Origin of the sequence: Stackebrandtia albiflava (genome assembly GCF_007994225.1) — a bacterium.
In the GTDB taxonomy this organism is placed as follows: domain Bacteria; phylum Actinomycetota; class Actinomycetes; order Mycobacteriales; family Micromonosporaceae; genus Stackebrandtia; species Stackebrandtia albiflava.
In genome coordinates, this window is the sequence record NZ_VLLL01000006.1 from 1,280,867 (window position 1) to 1,297,617 (window position 16,751).

Genomic DNA, 16,751 nt, shown 5'->3' on the forward strand with positions numbered 1-16,751 from the left:
GCTCGGTGGGGCGGAAGGCGGAGATCAGGGACGGGTCACCAGAACCGCACCTCGGGGAACTCCGGCGACGGCCCGTCCAGCAGCGGTCGGTCCTCGCCGTGCAGGTGCTCGGCCAGGAACGCGCTCACATACGCGCGGGTGATCTCGTCGCACCTGGCGCCCGGCAACTCCTGCAACGGAATGTCCAGGTCGTCGGCGAGCGGGGCGAAGTCGGTGAACGAGCTGTGCGTCATACCGTCCACCGTCAGCCACGCCCGCCATCCGGTCAGGCCCGGCAGGAAGTCGGCCCAGGTCGCCTTCTCGCCGCCGGGTTCCTGATTCGGGTTGCCGATCAACAGGAACGGCCGGTCGGTGCCGGGCAGCGGCCCGCCGTCGGCCGGCGCGTGCAGCGAACCGTCCATGTTGACCCCCGCCGCGATCCGGTCGTCCCGCGCCATCGCGGTGAGCGCCGAGGCGCCGCCGATGGAGTGGCCCACCATCGCGATCCGGTCCTCGTCGATGAGGTGCCCGCCGTACCAGGCGGGGTGGCGACCGGTGAGCCGGTCGAGCACGAAGCTCACGTCGTCGGCCCGCACCTCGGTGACGTCGTGACCGTCCGGGTCGGCGGAACAGGCGAGGCATTCACTCGTGCGCCCGTCGGGGAAGGTGGTCGCGGCGGCCTCGTGATCGTGGCCGATCGCCGCCACCAGGTACCCCTGCGACGCCAGTTCCTGGCCGAGACCGGTCAGGGTGTCGCGGGGCATCGAGAAGCCCGGCGACAACACCACCAGGGGCATCGGGCCGTCCCAGAACCGCAACGGCGCGTCCCGGTGGGACTGCGTGGTCACCTCGTGGAACGTGTCGGCGGGTATGTCGAGTCGCGCCATCGCCACGTAGGCGGCGGACTCCTCGGACGTGAAGTACCCGCCCGGCTCACCGCTCGGCCACGCGGCCGGGTAGAACATCGTGACCATCAGTTCCCGGGGACCGTGCTGCGACCAGGGGTCGATCCGGTCCTCGTCGACGAGGTGCAGATCGGTGGTGCCGACCGGAACCGAGTTGCTCGGCGGCGTCACCGACGGTCCTTCGGCGGGCTCGGCCCAGGCCGACACCGGCAGGGCGATCGCGAGTGCCGCACCGGCGGTCACGGCCGCGAGTCGTCGTCTCACTGTGTCTCCTTCGTTCGGGAAGCCACCAGCCTGCCCGCGCCGGTGCCGGCCGGGTACGGCCTTTGGTGAGCCGATCCGCCCCACTTCGGTAACCCGTGTCCCGGAACCTTCGTCAGGGCGATCCCCGACGCACGTGGGCCGGAGCCGGGTGCTTCGCGGTGAGCGGGGCCGGCCTCGGATGCGGGATCGCGGCCGCCCCGGCGATCGGGGGAACACCGGGGCGGCCGAACCCGGCCGGGCGGAACGGACCGGGCGGTGCCGCCGGGCGGGACGTGGACGCCCACCCGGCGACCGCCACCGTCAGGTGGCGGGGACGGCCACCGGGGAGGCCGCCCGAGACGGGGCCGTGGTCGGTGGACGTCGCGGTCGGTGGTGCGGCGGGTGGCCCCGTACGCCGCACACCGCGCATCCGGCGGCGCGACCACCACGGCGATGCGGACGACGCACGATGGCGCGGGTGGCCGGGATCGGTTCAGCCATCGCACGACCTCGCCGACCTCCACCGGTCGTACACGCGCAGCGCGCCGGACTCGATCTCCCGCCGCCACTCCTCCGGGTTCTCCACCCAGCCCGCGCCCCACCGCGCCTCCGGGTAGCCGTCCGGGCAGGCGATCGTCAGTATCAGCGTCCGCCGCCCACGCCAGGGGCCCCACACCCGCAGCGTGTCCTCGGCGGTCGGCGCGGAAGTGACGGTGAGGACCTGCTGTGCGGTCGCCACCCAGAAGGTGCCGTAGACGGTCAGGCCGCCCCACACGACGTCCGTCGCCGGTGCGGCGTCCCGCGCGGTCACGACCGCCTCCGGGATTGCACGACACCGCAGGGCCAGTCGGTGCGGCAGACCTGACAGGTGACTCCCCGGATCACGTCGGGGAAGTGCGGGCGGGTGTTCACGTCATCTGAAATCCGTCGCGCCGCCGCCGACTGGATCGGTGTCGTCACGCCGCGTATCCTGTCGTTGCCATCCATGGTCGCTCCTAACGCTCGTGGACGGTCCCGGGAGCCGGGCGCGTCGCAACCGCGCCCGGCTCCATTCCTCACGAGACGAACCCCGAAGGTTCACCTCGCACACTCAAAGTAAGTGACCGAAGACGCCACTGTGAAGTATTTCGTCGTGCCGCGTTTTTCGCCACGAGGAGCGCGCTCCTAAGTACGCGGACGACGTGCGATACTGCCACTATGGATCCGGCACCGCCGTTCATCAGTAAACGCGCCCTCGGCGATCTGCTACAACGGCTTCGGGGCGAAGCCGCCATGAGTGTCGCCGAAGCCGCGAGCGAGCTCGACGTCGACCGCGATACGGTGCGCCGCTGGGAAACCGGAGCGCACGTACCCAAGAAGTCCGCGCTCGAACACCTGGGTCGTCTCTACGGCGCTTCGGCCGACGAGGTTCGCCACCTCGTCAAGCTCTCCCGAGACAGCAAGCGCCCAGGTCTGTGGGAGGGTGCGGATGTGCCGCAGCAGATGCGGCAGTTGTACGAGTCGGAGCCGGCGGCCGAATCGATCCAGACTCTCGAACTTGCCTTGATCCCCGGTTTGCTCCAGACCCCGGAGTATCACCTGGCAAGTCAGGAGGTGGAACTCGTGTTGCCTCCAGAGCGGGCCGGGTCGGCCAGACGAGTGCGGGAACGTCGACAATCCGAAGTATTCGGACTCGAATCTCCTCCGAAAATGACGTTCATCATGGCGGCCGCCGCACTTCAAAACTTGTCGAACCATCCTGGTGTTGGCCCTGGGCAAGTCGCCCGACTGCGGGAAGTGAACGCGATGGAGCGAGCTGAAGTTCTGGTCTTGCATGGCTGTTTGCACGCCGGGATGGTCGGGTCATTCACGATCGTGCATCCGCCGGAAGGATTGGCGCGTCCATTCGTCTACGTGGAATCCGTAGACGGGGGAAGGTACGTCGAAGATCGAGACGTAGTGTTCTCATACACGAGAACATTTGACCTGGTTCGCGCATCCGCGATTCCTTTGGAGGAGTATCTGACATGACCCCTGGTAGGTGGCGCAAGTCCAGTCGTTCAGCTCCCAGCGGCGGCAACTGCGTCGAGGTTCGGATGTCCGGCGCCGTGGAGGTTCGTGACAGCAAGGCACCCCGGCTCGGAAGTCTCGCGGTCGCACCCGCCGAGTTCGTCGCCCTGTTGCGTTCGGTGCGGTAGCGCGACGCCGCAAGCCTTGTGAGCCGCCCACACCACGGTGTGGGCGGCTCACCTGTCCGTCTCGATCAGTCGACTTTCCGACACGAGCAACGCCCCGGCCACTCTGCGGCTTTAGGCTGTGACACAACGGGTGCGATGCGAGTGTTGCTGGGAGTGGTCGTGATGGCACATCCGAAGTGGCGAAAGTCCAGCCGTTCTGGGCCCAACACGGGCAACTGTGTCGAGGTCCGGTTGACCGGCCCCGTGGAGGTCCGTGACAGCAAGGCACCCGACCTGGGCAGCCTCACCGTTCCCCGACACGAGTTCATCGCCCTGTTGCGCGGCCTGCACTGATTCCCCGACCGGAAGCCGAGCTCGGTGGAGACCTCCCACCCTACGACGACTGATTTTCGGCTTGGTTGGTTGAAATGCCGGCTTGGTTGGTCATATGACGGTAAAAAATCGGACATCAGGGCTTATTCGAGGCATGTCGATGGTCGTACGACCAACCAAGCCGCGACCGGACGGGCGTGGTGGTGGGGGTGGCGCGGCCTTATCCTGACGCGATGGACCTGACGTTCACCGGCGAGGTGTGGTACTGGCGCGGCCCCGCGCCGTGGCATTTCGTGACCGTCCCCGACGCCCAGTGCGGTGAGATCGAGGCGGCGTCGGCCGTGGTCAGCTACGGCTGGGGCATGATCCCGGTGACGGTGCGGCTCGGTGGTTCCGAGTGGACCACGTCGCTGTGGCCCAAGGACGGCCGCTACATCGTCCCGCTCAAGACCGCGATCCGCCGCACCGAGAAGGTCGACGTCGGTGACACCGTGACCATCCGGTTGACGGTCGGAGCCTGAAGCCGGAACCCGGCCGTTCGACGGGTTCCGTGAGGCGCCGGGCGGCCTGGTCAGCTCGCGCGGACGGGTTCCCAGCCGTGCAGCCGGATCAGGGCGGCGGCGACCCGGACGAAGCGGTCCGGGTCGAGTACCGAACCCTCGCGCCGGATGTCGTCCTCGTCGAGGGCGAACACCCGGTCGAGCCGCAGGTAGGAGTCGCGCCCCTTGCGGTCCCACGAACCCGATCCGACCGGCAGCCAGTCGGGGTGGTCGTCCTCGCCGCGGCTCGACAGCATCATCGCCAGCAGGCGCGGGCCGTGCCTGCCGACCACCAGTAGCGGCCGGTCCTTGCCCTGGGTCGGGTCCTCCTCGAAGGGCACCCAGGACCACACCACCTCGCCGGGGTCTGCGAGGCCGTCGAGGTCGGGGGAGTACTCGATGGTGGCGAAACGTTCCGGGGTGTAGATCTCACGGACGCGGCGCAGCGCGCCTGAGTCGGTCGGCATGCGGTGAGACTAGCGAACCCGGTCCACGGCGGCGGGTGCGGTGGACCGGGTCGCGGCTCCCGGCGGAACGGGTGAACCCGGCGGTGCCCGGCGCGGTCGTGTGGGCCGTACGCGCGTTCCCGTCGTCACCGCACGCCGGTGGCCGCCCGGCGGTACCGGGCGGCCATGATGGACGGTCAGCTGGTGTAGGAACCGAGTTGACTGTCGGCGGAGTCGCCGTCGCCCTCTTCGCGGCTGTCGATGAGGCTCAGGCCGGCGTCGAACAGGTGGAGTGTCGGGGTCGCGTCCCCGGCCGGATGACCGCGCGTGAGGATCTCACCGGTGGGACCGAACACGACCTCCCGGTAGTCGTCCAGGCCGCCGGGCGTGACCTTGCGGTCCGTTACGGTGTCCCAGATGACGTTGCAGTCGAACGAACTCTCCGGCCCGTCACCGGGCTCGAAACCCTCCGACGTCGAGTCGTAGACCGCCAACACCTGGTGGCACACGTAGCGGCCGTCCGGTGAGACACCGGTGATCTCCCAGGGGCGCGCGGTCTTCTCGCCCAGCAGCCAGTCCTCGCAGTCGCTTCCCGGGTTGGCCTCGCGTTCCGCGACGCAGTCGTCCATGCGTTGCCGGTCGGCCTCGGGCATCAGTTCCGACCACTCGCTCGGAAGGTCACCGGCGTCGAAGTCGCGCCGGTTCCCGCCGTCGGGGTCGGCGATGGTCCAGCCGTGGTCGGGATGGCCCCACACCAGGTAACCGCCGTCCGACGTCCACAGTGCGCTGCGGAGTTCACCGACGTCGGCGATCTCCACGGCCGCACCCGTTTCGACGTCGACCACCAGGAGCGAGTTCGCGTCGTCGGAGCACACCCCGACCAGCACCGACCGGGAGTCGGGCGACCAGGTGAGCGAATGGCACAGGCCCTCGCGTTGCAGCACCACCGTCGGCTCGGAACCGTCCAGGGGGCCGATACGGAGCGCGTCGTCGTGGACGACGGTGACCAGGCCGCCGTCCGGTGAGACCGTCCATCGCGCCGGCGGGCGGTCGGCGGTGCCGTCGTCCTCCGAGTACGGCAGTCGGATCGACGTCTCGACACCGTCGGTGACGGAGACGGCCGTGTACTCGTCGTACCACTGGTACACCACGGTCGCGGGAAGTGCGGTCCAGGCGGTGGTCTCGGTCGCGGTCTCCTCGGCCGGTGGTGCGCCGGTCTCACCCGGACGCATCACCGCGTAACCGCCGACGACCCCGGCCGCGACGATCACGGCGGCGAGGCCGGTCATGGAGTTGCGCACCAGGCGCATCCGCCGGCCGGAGCGGATCGCGGCCTCGGTCAGGGACCGGTGTGTGACGTCGTTCGCGCTGTCCCGCAGCGACCGGCGCAGTCGGGTGGTCATGACAGTTCTCCTCTGAGTTCCGGGACGAGTTCGGCCAGTCGCTTCAACGCCCGCTGGAGTTTGTGGTGGACGGTGGATCGGCTCAGCCCGAGGGTCTGTGCGATCTCCGTCTCGGTCTGGTCTTCGAAGAACCGCAGCACGATCACGGCACGGTGGGCGCGGTGCAGTCTCAGCACCGCCTGCCGGATCGCCAGTTCCAGGGCGAGGTCCCGGCCGGGTGCCGGTGTGGTCGGCATCGTGTCGGTCAGTGTCTCGGCGACCTTCCGCCGCCGCCACCAGCTCACCTGCCGGTGGTACATGACCTTCCGGGTGTAGGCGGCGGCGTTGCCGCGATGGTGGAGTCGCCGCCACGACAGGTAGGTGCGGGCGAGCGATTCCTGCACCAGGTCCTCGGCGAGTTGCTGGTCGCCGGTGAGCAGGTACGCGGTCCGCAGTAGTGACATGGTGTTCGCCGCGGCGAACCGGCTGAACTCGGTGTCGACGTCCGTCGAGGTCGTCTCGGCGGTCGTCGGCGGGTCGTGGCCCGGCGCGGCGGGGCCGCGGGCCGCCCGCATGGTGTCCGCTTGCAATCCGTCCTCCAGGTTCGCGGGACCGGGTTCGAGGCCGAACCCACCTATACAGATGTCGATCCCGCACGCGATGCCGGGGACCGTTCGGTCAGAGGATCATGCCCGAACGGTGGAGGCCCCGCCGCGTGATGGAGGCGTCTCCGGGAAGCGCGGCCGGTCACCCAAAGCCATCATTCACTCGACATATATCGATGCCGAGTCTTGAGGCTTGAGGCGGCATCCGTTGCGCGGCCGGGCATATGGTGGTCGCGGAGGCCGCAGGTCCGAAGCCCGTGGTCCTCACTTCTCGAAGGGGTCACCGGTGGGAAGGTACCCCGCCACACTCGCCTGGTACGTCAGATGGTCGGCGTGGGCGTGAGAGCCACGCCGACGCGGCAGCGCGGCGCTCAACGGGTCAGCGGTTCGGATCTTCGGAGACGAAGGTGATCTCACCCTCGTTCTGGTACACCGCCCCGATCGGGGTAAGCGGGACCGTCACGTCGGTGTCTCCGTCGAGTACGGCCTCACCGGCCGTCACGGTGGTCACCCGTGCGATACCGGTGTCGTCCACCGCCACCTCGATCTCCGGGTACGAGACGACGTCCCACGGTCCGTTGAAGAAGGGGTCGTGGGACATCTTCTCGGACTTCCACGGGCACTGCGACGGACGGGACCCGAAGTCCTCCATGACGTCGTATGTGGCGCACGCGTCGACGAGTCGCCTCACCTGCGCCTCGACCTCCTCGGCGGCCTCGGCCCGTACGGTGAGCCCGTCCGCCACGACGGACAGCGGTGGGCGGCCGGTGGCGCCCAGCAGCGTGGAGGTGACCGGGACGTCGTCGGCCATGTCCTCGAACAGCGGGTCGTCGGTGATCGACACCCGGTAGGTGCCCGAGGGCACCCACATGACGCCGGCGCCCTCGGTCGCGGCGACCCGGAACGGCGTGTACTCGTCACCGAGTCGCATCACGCCCAGTCGCACCGAGGTGATCCGCCAGTCGCCGTCGCCACCGTCATCCAGTGTGAACAGCTCGGTCGCGGGCCGTCCCGCGACGGTGTAGGTGGCGACGACGGTCGCGTACTCCCGTTTCGCGTCCTGGTCCATTCCAGGCGGTACGGCCTCCGCCAACAGGGAGAGCGAGACGTCCTCCGGCGGGGTGTAGCCGGCGTCGAGCACGCCGTCGGTCCACATGGGCGAGACGGTGTCGCCGACGGCGTCGGCCACCAGTTCACCCGCCCGCCGGCCGTCGTGGTCGGCGAGCCTCGTGAAGTACTCCGAGACCAGTTCTTCGGCGGCGGACGGACGATGCGCCTCCACGGCGAACAACGCGATCCCGGCCACCAGGGCGACACCCGTGAAGGCGCCGATCAGGGTCCAGGTGTGCGCCTTCCGCCAGCCGGTGTCGCCGAGCGGCGGAGCGATCGGCGGCCCGGTGAGAACGGGTATCTCGCCGGTGTGGTGTGGCGCGGGCGTGATCGGGGCGGTGCCGGACATGGAGTTCACCTGTTCCCTCGTGCGACGGCGGTTCCCACCGCAGTGTGACGGTGACGGAGCGGGAGGGGTCCCGCGCGACCGAGCCATTGAATGAATGTTTAACATATTGAACATGGGTTCAATGCCTGACGATCGATCCACACCCGCGAGGATCCGCGACGCCGCCCTCACGCTGTTCGCCCAGAACGGCCCCGACAAGGTCACGGTCCAGCGGATCGCCGAGGCCGCGGGGGTCTCACCGGGACTGGTGATACACCACTTCGGCTCCAAGGACGGGTTGCGTCACCGCGTCGACGAGTACGTCGGCGGAGTCTTCGACGAACTGTTCGCGAGCGTCGAATCCGCTCCGCCGACCGACGACCTCGGAGGTTCCTTCGCCGACGCGATCCTCGCCGGACTGCCACCCGGCTCCCCCGTACCCGCGTACCTGCGCCGACTGTGGCTATCCGGCGACGAGGGCGGACGACGCCTGTTCCGGCGCTGGTTCGAGGCCGGGGCGGCGTGGATGACACGGCTCGAAGCCGCCGGAGTGGTACGGCCCTCGGCGGATCCGCCGGTACGGGCCGCCGTGTTGATGGTCAACGACCTCGCGGCACTCCTGTTCCGCGAACACCTGACCGACGTCCTGGGCATCGACCTGGCCACCCACGACGGCATGCGCCGCTGGGCGACCGAGGCCGTCGCGTTGTACCGCGGCGGCATGTTCCCCGACGACCGGGCCTGACGGTTCCCGGGCGACCGAATCGAAACGACCCGCGAGAAGGGATTCCCGTCATGTACGGCAGCACCGACCCCTCCATCCCCGCGAGATCACTGGTGACCGCGCTCCACGCGGCCGCCGTCGGCGTCGCGGCCTGGTTCCTGTTCGCGGGAACCGATACCGTCGCCGCCTGGTTCGGTACCTCCCTGCCCCACGCCGACCCGATGCGGCGGTACCTGCTGATCACGCTGTCGGTCGTCTACTTCGTCCGGTTCCTGGTCACCACGTTCGTCACCCTGAAACGCCGCATGGCGGTGACGGAGGCCGTCACGGTCGGCTGCTGGGTCATCGTCATACACGCGACCATGGCGTTCACCGGTGGCGTCGACGATGCGAGCGTGGGAGTGCTGACGTGGGCCGGGGTGGTGTTGTACGTCCTCGGCTCCTGCATCAACACCGGGGCGGAGCTGCAGCGGATGAGGTGGAAGGCGAGGCCCGAGAACCGCGGCAGGCTGTACACCGAGGGGTTGTTCCGCTACACCATGCACCCCAACTATCTCGGCGACGTCACCCTGTTCACCGGTTTCGCGCTCGTGACCGGCAGCCCGTGGGCGCTCGTCATCCCGGCGATCATGGCGGCCATGTTCGTCTTCGTCAACATCCCCATGCTCGACCGCTACCTGGCCGAGCGGTACGGCGACGCCTTCACCCGTTACGCCTCCCGCACCGCGAAACTGATCCCCTTCGTCTACTGAGGACTGTGACGCGCGGTGGCGTGGCCGGTTCCGTCCCCCGTGACCGGAACCGACCACCGGCCGCGCCACGAAGACGCGCGGCGTCCACACCGGGAACCCGAACGGGCGGGATTCCATTCCGCAGGCGGGGACGCGGGACCCCTCCCGCACACGGGGGTGTACAACGGAGGTGTCACGTCACGATTCCGTCACCCGTTCCGCCCGTGCCGGGCGGCGAGAGGAGCCCGGATGTCACGGAAGGCCCTCGTCCTGATCGTCCTGACGGCCACATTGGCCGGTTGCGGGGGATCCCAGACCGGTGAACTCACCGAACCGGTGGACGGTGAGCCCGGCGGACCCGCCGAGACCGGTGCCCCCGCTGAGACCGGATCCCCGTCCGAAGCCGGGTTGCCGGAGGCCGCCGACGGTTCGGACCTGACGGCGTGCGAGGACGGGAACTGCGAAGTCGTGGTCACCGAGTCGGACGAGATCCCGGTGGATCCGGCGTTCGGGGTGGACCTGTTCACCGTCGAGTCGATCGAACAGGACACGGTGACGGTGCAGGCGACCGGTGCGGGTACGTATCTCCGGGTCACCATCAGCCCGTCGGGCGCGGGATCACTCAACGGGATCCTGGTGAAGGTGGTCGCCGTCGACGGCGACCGGGCGGTACTGAACTTCTCGACCTGAGGCGGACGGTTCGTGGTCGCGGATCTCCGGTACGGGGCGTGGGAAGCGGTGCGGGGGTGGCCGGAGTAGTCCGGCCACCCCTGCACCCGGGATTCCGATCGGTGGCGCTGGAGGTTATCCCACCGCGCAGACGCCGCAGGACCAGCCGCCGCAGGTGCCGTCCTGGCAGCAGGTCCGGCGGCACCGCTGGTACTTGCCGACGCCGCAGCTGACGGTCTTGGACTGCGTCCAGCAGCGGAGCGCGGCGTCGGCGGTGGTCTCGGGGACCAGGCGGCCGAGCATGCGGTCACCGATGCGCGTGGCGAGACGGGAGAGTTTCATGGGTCGCTCCTGAATTGGATGGATGAATTTCCATTCATCGTGTGAACGCGGCGGAATGTATCCACACCGGCGCGGCGGACTCAACATCCAGGGTGGCCGGTCCGGTAGCGGTGTGACCGTCGCACACCCGGTGTCCTGCCGAATCGTCGAAGGGCGTCCATCGGGCCACAAGATTGCCACAAGATCGGCGTGAGAACGGTCGTCGCCGGGTCGCGTAGCCCGGTCGCCCGGCAGGTCCGTCCCGTGGCGACTCGTCCCGTTTGTCCACATAGACTTTCGCGGTGTCGCGTGAGAGGATCCTGTGGCCCAGACCCCGATCCGACAGGTGAGCCGATGCCCCCACGTGACTTCTCCGCCGAGTTCGACGACCTCGTCGCGCGGCAACTGGCCGACGTCGCACCGCCGACACCGGGCGAGCCGAGGATCGAGGTGGCGCCGTACGAGGCCCGCTTCATCGAGGAGGCCCTGTCGGGCCTCGAACAGACCAACGGCCAGTGCGAGGGCTTCGACACGGTCAAGGGCCGTCTCCTGCGCAACCTGTGGATCCGCGGCGACGGGAACTGACCCGTCACCAGGACTCGATCAACGCGGCGTCGTGCGCGCGGCGCCGCCATTCCACCGTGAGCCTGCCGAGCCGGGAACGGGACGCGACACCCCACACGGTGCCTATCCCGTCGTCGTCGACACCCAGAACCACCACTCCCACGACGTGGTCGTCGATCACCGCGACGACGGCGGGTGCGCCGTTGACCACGCCGGCGTGGATCGCCGGCGCCCCACCCGCGAGGCGACGTTTCGCGGCCGTCGGCTTGAACCCGGCACGCAGCACGGCGGCGACACGTTCCGCGGTCGTCACGTGCATGAGGTCGGTGGCCAGGCCCGCCCGGTCGGAGACCGCCGCCGCGTCGGCCGTCAACAACGCGACCAGGCGCTCGGTCCGACCCGAGGCGGCCGCGGCGACGAACGCCTCGACGATCCGGCGCGCGGTGGTGGCGTCGGTGGGCCGGTACGTCCGGCCGCCGGCGACGTGCCGGCGCGCCCGGTGCGCGTGCTGCTGGCTGGCGGTCTCGGTGATGTCGAGTATCCCGGCGATCTCGGCGTGGCTGTGGGAGAACGCCTCACGCAGCACGTAGACGGCCCGCTCGATCGGTGACAGCCGTTCCAGCAGCAACAGGACCGCCAGGGTCACCGACTCGCGTTGCTCGACCGTATCGGCGGGTCCGAGCATCGGATCGCCCTCCAGCAGCGGTTCCGGAAGCCAGGTGCCCACCGCGCGCTCGCGCCGGGACCGCGCCGAACGGAGCCGGTCGACCGCCAGGTTGGTGACGACCTTCGTGAGCCACGCCTCCGGTACCTCGATCCGGTCACGGTCGGCGGCCTGCCAGCGCAGGAAGGCGTCCTGGACGACGTCCTCCGCGTCGGCCGCCGAACCCAGTAGGCGGTACGCCAAAGCGGCCAGCCGTTCCCGGCCGGCCTCGAATCGCGCCACGGTGTCCGGATTCATGCGTCACCTCCGAGCCCTCTTCCGGCCCGCCATCCCATCCATGCGCCACGACGGTTCGGCGCCCGTCTCGTGGATTCTCCCGCGACCACACCGTACGCGGGAGAATCCACGCGCCTCGCGAGCCCGTCGTCCGGACCACCGCGCGTCATGGGGTGAACGGGACCGGACGTCAGGCACGCGCCCCCGTGACGGCGCGCCGGCCGGCTTCCGTCGTCCGTCGCCTGCGTGACGGGATTCCGAAGGTGGGGTGCCGCAGGCTGAACACGGTGCCCTTGAGGATGGCGGCCTTGACCACGGCGGCGGTCCGGCCGCGCAACGCCCACCGCCGTGGTGTCGCGTCGCCGTCGACCAGCTGGAAGAGGCCGTCCCGGCGCCCGATGCTGATGTGGTTGCCGTAGTAGGCGAGCGGGGACTTCGGGGCGGGGCTGCCGGTCAGTTCCGACAGGATCGCGGCGGTTGCCCGCCGGCTCGTGAATCCCGCGGTGGCGCAGGACATCGGCAGTGGGCGGCCGTTGTCTCCCACTGCGAGGGCGCCGTCGCCGATTCCGAAGACCTTCGGATGCGACACCGAGCGCATGTCACGGTCCACTGTGATCAGGCCGTCGTCGTCCACCGCCAGGCCGGAGTCGGCGGCGAGCGGGTGGACCGCGAACCCGGCCGCCCATACCGTCGCGTCGGCGGCGAAACCGGTGTCCCCGGCGAACACGCGGTTCTCGGTCACCCTCGTCACGGTGGTGTGTTCGTGGACGGTGACACCCAGCCGGTCACAGGCTCTCGACAGGTGGCGGCGCGCCGCCGGCCCCAGCCCGTCGCCCAGCCGTCCGCCCGTCACGACGGAGACCGACAGTCGTCTCCGGGACTCGGCGATCTCGGTGGCCGTCTCGATCGCGGTCAGGCCGCCGCCCACGACCACCACCGTCCCGCCGTCGCCGAGTCCGTCCAGGTGGGAGTGGAGCCGGAGCGCCGCCGGGCGGCTCGCGACGTGGAACGCGTGGTCGGCGACGCCCGGTACACCGTGGTCGGCGATGCCGCTGCCGAGCGCGAACACGAGCGTGTCGTATCCGATCCGGTCGTCGTCGCTCCCGTCGTGGACGGTCACCGTACGGTGCTCCGGGTCGATCGAGGTGACTCTTCCGATGCGAAGCCGGACGCCGGTGCCCGCGAAGAGGCCGGCGAGCGGATGGCGTGGCAGATCCGCGCCGGCGGCGACCTGGTGGAGTCGCAACCGTTCGACGAAGTCGGGTTCGGCGTTGACGACGGTGACCGTGACGTCGTCGGGATGGAGGTGACGGGCGAGGTACCCGGCGGAGTAGGCCCCTGCGTAACCGGCGCCGAGGACCAGGATGTGGTGCGGCATTGTCTCGCTCCTTCGAGTCGCTTGCACCCTGAACGAGACGGCGGCCCGATTCCTGACAGTCGAGCCGAGTGACGTGCGTCACGGTCTCCGGCGTCGGGGTGGGTGCGCACGGGCCGGCCGTGCGGACGCCGTCCGTTCGAGGGACCGGAACCTGTTGCGGGGCCTTGTATCCTGTGTGTCGAAGCCGGTACACGACTGTCCATTCAGCGCCACCGGGGTCCACGGCGCACCTCGGATGCGGTGGCGCACGGCCCGGTCGCCGCTCACGGGCGCGATCATTCGTCCACAAGTCACGAATCAGCGATACGACGTCCGGCGGAACCGAACGGCACACCGGTCGCATCCCGCCTCGACATACGCCTGAATCCCGCCTACGGTCCGTCGGCACCTCGACGGCAGGCGGTCAACGTAGAACGGAGCCACATCATGAGTGACGAGATGCAGGGGACCGTGTTCGGCGGTCCGTTGGAGCGGCTGAGGCAATGCGCCCGGATAGACCTTCCTCGAATGGCCGACGAGTACGCGGAGGTCCGCAACGGTTGCGAGACCAGTAAGAGCGCGGATTCGGCGCTCGAAAGGGACGCGTACTTCGGTGCCAAGGCGCTGAAGGACCCGTGGGTTCAGTTGCGAGACCTCATCTGGGGCGCGGCCGGTGAGACCGGGGCGAACCTCTGGGCACTCTCCGTGGGACTGGACCAGGCGGTCTCCGATTTCGCCGAGCAGGACACCGCCGCGGGGGCCGAGATGGAGAGGCACCGCCTCGACCTGCAGGGGGACTACGACCCGGGTAACGACGAGTGGAGGGGCGGCTACGACGACGGTGACTACCCCGGCAAACCCTGACCGCCGCAAGACCGATCCCCTTTGGAGTGATACTCGTGAGTGAGTTCCCAGGCAACCTGGAATCCGCGATCACGTCCCTCGTCAACACCCTCGTCAACAAGATGATCCAGGCGGAGGAGGACAGCGACAGTCTGGAGGAGTTCCAGCGGTTGATGGCCGAGGCGGGATTCCCCGGCGGCGTCAACGACGTCAACATCCGCAACTACGCGAACCAGAAGGCGGAGGAGATCTGGGGACCCTTCAAGGAGTTGCCGCAGGTCTCGTCCTTCGACGCCCCCATCGACGCGATCAAGGGCGCGAAGGACCGCATCACCAACACGGGAGTCACGGATCTGGAGTCCGCCGAGAACTTCAGTATCAACGCGCTGATCCCCGGATACATGGAGTCGTTCGAGACCAACCAGCGGGGTTGGCGGGGCTACACGGTCGACGCGATCCGCAGCGACTACCTGAACCGTTGGGGCGGAATGACGTTCCTGCAGGCGAACACGTTGGCGCTGCTCCAGATCCTCCTGGAGGCGTACAGGCGACAGGTCGAGGAGGCCCAGAAGGACGTGGTGCGGCTCGTCACCGCGGCCGAGGAGGTCATCGCGTCGTTCGACCCGGGTTCGTTGTGCGGTGGCGCGGACTCGCGTGCCGACAAGTTCAACATCGCCATCGGTGTCGCCACCGTGGTCTCGGCCGCCGCCGGTGTGGCGTCGTTCGGCACCACGTCCATCGCCGCCGCGATGGCGGTGGGCATGACGGGCTGGGGGAAGGACAAGTTCGCCTACGAGGAGAAGAGCAACGAGTTCAACATAGACGGCGACTCGGTGACGGCGATCTGGCAGAGCATCATCACCAGCACGGAGGAACTCCGGAAGGAGTACGAGGACTCCGAGGCGCAACTCGCGGACATGGCCACCGAGTTCTACAACGGAATCGAAGGCGGCACGGTACGCACCGGCAAGGACGCATACGGCGGCAAGGTGGAGATCGCCGCCACGACACTGATCACCTGCGGTCCCCTGCCGTCCACAGGCGACGTGGACCGGCCGCTCAACGGCGCGGACAACCCGGATCCCGCCCACACCCCGGACCGCACTCCCAACTAGGAGACGCCCGGCGACCACAGTCACACGCGCCACCGGCAGGAAGGGGCTTCTCGATGGGAGACGTCACCGACGACCTGAAGGACATCACCGTCACCGTCACCTCACCGGACGGCCGTATCGAGGGGCACATGCGAGGGCTCCGATCGGTGTCGTTCCGTTTCCGGTTCAACGACTACGAGAACTACTACCGGCACGGGGACGTCGCCGTACTGGAACACCAGCTCGCCAGGGGCGCGACACTGCTGGCGACCACCTACATCAAGAACCGTCAGGAGGTGATGAGGCGTCACGGGTTCACACCCTTCTCGTCATCGAGACAACCGACGACCCGTCGCCACCGCGAGTACCTGGAGAAGGGGGCCGAGCTGAAGGCGACGGGTGGCTCGGCCGGTGGAGAGATCAGGGCCAGGACACGCGCCATGCGGGACTTCAAGGTGAAGATCGACCCGGTGGTGTTCCGCAGGTGCGACCAGGCGGAGTTCCTGCAACTCGCGAACGCCGCGATGGTCGGCCTCCGCAAGGACTACGATCAGGCGTTGAAGTCGTTGCGTCACACGCTATACCTCAAGTACAGGGACCAACCGAATTGGTAGCCGACAAGCCCCGCCGCACACCGTCCCGGCGCGCCCTGATCATCGGTGCGGCCGGTGTCGCCGGTGTCGCCGCGGCGGGCGTCGTCTTCGGCGAGTGGGCGGGACCGTCGCTGGGCCTGTTCGGTGGCGACGCCTCACCCTCGGAGGACGCCTCCACGTCACCCGGCGACGAGGTCGTCGCCGACGACCTCGTCGAGGGCGTCGAACTCGTGGACAGCGGTTTCAGTCGGCAACCGCCACGTGCCGGCCGGGACACGCCCCTGTTGGGTGTGGGCGCGAGACTGCGCAACACGACCGACGCGGCGCTGTGGGTGTCGGCGGTGTACATACCCGTGGACGCCGAAGGCCGGGCGCTTCAGGACGGCGACGGCACCGGGCGGGCCTCCTTCGGATACGGCGAGATCCCCGTTCCGCCGTCCACGGAGCTCGACTCGGTCGGCATCGGCCTGCTGGAGGAGACCGCGTTGCCCACCGAGCGGATCGGCGGCGTGGCGGTCCAGCTCCACCGCCTCGACTTCGAGGCGAAGTACCGGTCCGGAGCCCGGATCGTCCCCGCGACACCGTCCTCACTCGACCACCACTCCGGTGACGGCCCCGGCGTGGACCTCGTGACCTTCGAGGCCGACAATCCCGGTCCGGAAGTCCGTCACGCCGACTACATGGTGCACTTCCGCGACGCCGACGGCGGCACCATCGGTGGTTGGTATGCCGACCGGGCACGGTGGAACGGACTGGAGAAGCGACTGCCGGAAGGCGAGACGGAGGTGTATCCGACCGGTACGAGTTCTCACACCCTGCCCGTCTGGTTGCCACCGGGACTCACACCGCGGCACGTGGACATGTACCTGTGGGAACGCCCCTGAGCGAG

Annotated in this window: 21 protein-coding genes; 12 read left to right on the forward strand and 9 right to left on the reverse strand. The window is 69.0% G+C overall.

Annotated features, from left to right (window positions below):
* Window positions 1–35 precede the first annotated feature (35 nt).
* Both LX16_RS16825 and LX16_RS16830 read right to left on the reverse strand, forming a co-directional pair.
* Window positions 36–1,148 carry an alpha/beta hydrolase family protein gene (locus tag LX16_RS16825; RefSeq protein WP_147139942.1) on the reverse strand — a complete coding sequence of 371 codons (1,113 nt, stop codon included), beginning with the start codon at window positions 1,146–1,148 and terminating at the stop codon, window positions 36–38.
* Between the two features lie 472 nt (window positions 1,149–1,620).
* Window positions 1,621–1,938, reverse strand: a complete 318-nt coding sequence (locus LX16_RS16830; RefSeq protein WP_147139944.1) for a hypothetical protein — start codon at window positions 1,936–1,938, stop codon at window positions 1,621–1,623.
* A gap of 386 nt (window positions 1,939–2,324) precedes the next feature.
* Here LX16_RS16830 and LX16_RS16835 point away from each other — a divergent pair, with 386 nt between their 5' ends.
* The 4 genes from LX16_RS16835 to LX16_RS16850 all read left to right on the forward strand — a co-directional run bounded on the left by LX16_RS16835 (window position 2,325) and on the right by LX16_RS16850 (window position 4,137).
* Window positions 2,325–3,137 (forward strand): helix-turn-helix domain-containing protein, encoded by an 813-nt coding sequence (locus LX16_RS16835; RefSeq protein ID WP_147139946.1) that lies wholly within the window; start codon window positions 2,325–2,327, stop codon window positions 3,135–3,137.
* A complete protein-coding gene (locus LX16_RS16840) occupies window positions 3,134–3,304 on the forward strand; it encodes a DUF397 domain-containing protein (protein ID WP_147139948.1) in 171 nt (56 codons plus the stop codon). Before LX16_RS16835 ends, LX16_RS16840 begins: the two co-directional genes overlap by 4 nt.
* A gap of 135 nt (window positions 3,305–3,439) precedes the next feature.
* A complete protein-coding gene (locus LX16_RS16845; protein WP_211354542.1) occupies window positions 3,440–3,637 on the forward strand; it encodes a DUF397 domain-containing protein in 198 nt (65 codons plus the stop codon).
* 212 nt (window positions 3,638–3,849) lie between these two features.
* On the forward strand, window positions 3,850–4,137 hold the full coding sequence (locus LX16_RS16850) for a DUF1905 domain-containing protein (protein WP_147139950.1): 288 nt from the start codon (window positions 3,850–3,852) through the stop codon (window positions 4,135–4,137).
* Window positions 4,138–4,187: 50 nt separating this feature from the next.
* Here LX16_RS16850 and LX16_RS16855 read toward each other — a convergent pair whose 3' ends face one another.
* The 4 genes from LX16_RS16855 to LX16_RS16870 all read right to left on the reverse strand — a co-directional run bounded on the left by LX16_RS16855 (window position 4,188) and on the right by LX16_RS16870 (window position 8,047).
* Window positions 4,188–4,622 (reverse strand): type II toxin-antitoxin system PemK/MazF family toxin, encoded by a 435-nt coding sequence (locus LX16_RS16855; protein ID WP_147139952.1) that lies wholly within the window; start codon window positions 4,620–4,622, stop codon window positions 4,188–4,190.
* Window positions 4,623–4,798: 176 nt separating this feature from the next.
* Window positions 4,799–6,004 carry a hypothetical protein gene (locus LX16_RS16860; protein ID WP_147139955.1) on the reverse strand — a complete coding sequence of 402 codons (1,206 nt, stop codon included), beginning with the start codon at window positions 6,002–6,004 and terminating at the stop codon, window positions 4,799–4,801.
* Window positions 6,001–6,573 (reverse strand): SigE family RNA polymerase sigma factor, encoded by a 573-nt coding sequence (locus LX16_RS16865; RefSeq protein ID WP_244615857.1) that lies wholly within the window; start codon window positions 6,571–6,573, stop codon window positions 6,001–6,003. Before LX16_RS16865 ends, LX16_RS16860 begins: the two co-directional genes overlap by 4 nt.
* A 394-nt stretch (window positions 6,574–6,967) precedes the next feature.
* Window positions 6,968–8,047 carry a hypothetical protein gene (locus tag LX16_RS16870; protein ID WP_147139957.1) on the reverse strand — a complete coding sequence of 360 codons (1,080 nt, stop codon included), beginning with the start codon at window positions 8,045–8,047 and terminating at the stop codon, window positions 6,968–6,970.
* 121 nt (window positions 8,048–8,168) lie between these two features.
* Here LX16_RS16870 and LX16_RS16875 point away from each other — a divergent pair, with 121 nt between their 5' ends.
* From LX16_RS16875 to LX16_RS27195, 3 genes are all read left to right on the forward strand, one after another.
* Complete coding sequence (locus LX16_RS16875; protein ID WP_211354543.1) at window positions 8,169–8,771, forward strand: TetR/AcrR family transcriptional regulator; 603 nt, start codon at window positions 8,169–8,171, stop codon at window positions 8,769–8,771.
* A gap of 50 nt (window positions 8,772–8,821) precedes the next feature.
* Entirely contained in the window at window positions 8,822–9,502 is a 681-nt protein-coding gene (locus LX16_RS16880) for a DUF1295 domain-containing protein (RefSeq protein WP_147139960.1), read from the forward strand.
* A gap of 228 nt (window positions 9,503–9,730) precedes the next feature.
* Complete coding sequence (locus LX16_RS27195; RefSeq protein WP_211354544.1) at window positions 9,731–10,171, forward strand: hypothetical protein; 441 nt, start codon at window positions 9,731–9,733, stop codon at window positions 10,169–10,171.
* A 114-nt stretch (window positions 10,172–10,285) separates the two neighbouring features.
* Here the strand turns inward: LX16_RS27195 and LX16_RS16890 are convergent, their stop codons facing one another.
* Entirely contained in the window at window positions 10,286–10,492 is a 207-nt protein-coding gene (locus LX16_RS16890) for a hypothetical protein (protein ID WP_147139963.1), read from the reverse strand.
* Between the two features lie 333 nt (window positions 10,493–10,825).
* Here LX16_RS16890 and LX16_RS16895 point away from each other — a divergent pair, with 333 nt between their 5' ends.
* On the forward strand, window positions 10,826–11,056 hold the full coding sequence (locus tag LX16_RS16895; RefSeq protein WP_147139965.1) for a hypothetical protein: 231 nt from the start codon (window positions 10,826–10,828) through the stop codon (window positions 11,054–11,056).
* A 4-nt stretch (window positions 11,057–11,060) separates the two neighbouring features.
* On the opposite strand, the gene LX16_RS16900 is transcribed toward LX16_RS16895, so the two are convergent.
* Window positions 11,061–11,996 carry a sigma-70 family RNA polymerase sigma factor gene (locus LX16_RS16900; protein ID WP_147139967.1) on the reverse strand — a complete coding sequence of 312 codons (936 nt, stop codon included), beginning with the start codon at window positions 11,994–11,996 and terminating at the stop codon, window positions 11,061–11,063.
* Between the two features lie 169 nt (window positions 11,997–12,165).
* Complete coding sequence (locus LX16_RS16905; protein ID WP_147139968.1) at window positions 12,166–13,353, reverse strand: NAD(P)/FAD-dependent oxidoreductase; 1,188 nt, start codon at window positions 13,351–13,353, stop codon at window positions 12,166–12,168.
* Between the two features lie 426 nt (window positions 13,354–13,779).
* On the opposite strand from LX16_RS16905, the gene LX16_RS16910 reads away from it, so the two are divergent.
* The 4 genes from LX16_RS16910 to LX16_RS16925 are packed head-to-tail and all read left to right on the forward strand — an operon-like array spanning window position 13,780 to window position 16,746.
* A complete protein-coding gene (locus tag LX16_RS16910; RefSeq protein ID WP_147139970.1) occupies window positions 13,780–14,196 on the forward strand; it encodes a hypothetical protein in 417 nt (138 codons plus the stop codon).
* 35 nt (window positions 14,197–14,231) lie between these two features.
* Window positions 14,232–15,290 carry a hypothetical protein gene (locus LX16_RS16915; protein WP_147139972.1) on the forward strand — a complete coding sequence of 353 codons (1,059 nt, stop codon included), beginning with the start codon at window positions 14,232–14,234 and terminating at the stop codon, window positions 15,288–15,290.
* Between the two features lie 53 nt (window positions 15,291–15,343).
* Entirely contained in the window at window positions 15,344–15,883 is a 540-nt protein-coding gene (locus LX16_RS16920; protein ID WP_147139974.1) for a hypothetical protein, read from the forward strand.
* On the forward strand, window positions 15,877–16,746 hold the full coding sequence (locus LX16_RS16925) for a hypothetical protein (RefSeq protein WP_147139976.1): 870 nt from the start codon (window positions 15,877–15,879) through the stop codon (window positions 16,744–16,746). Before LX16_RS16920 ends, LX16_RS16925 begins: the two co-directional genes overlap by 7 nt.
* Window positions 16,747–16,751: the final 5 nt, after the last annotated feature.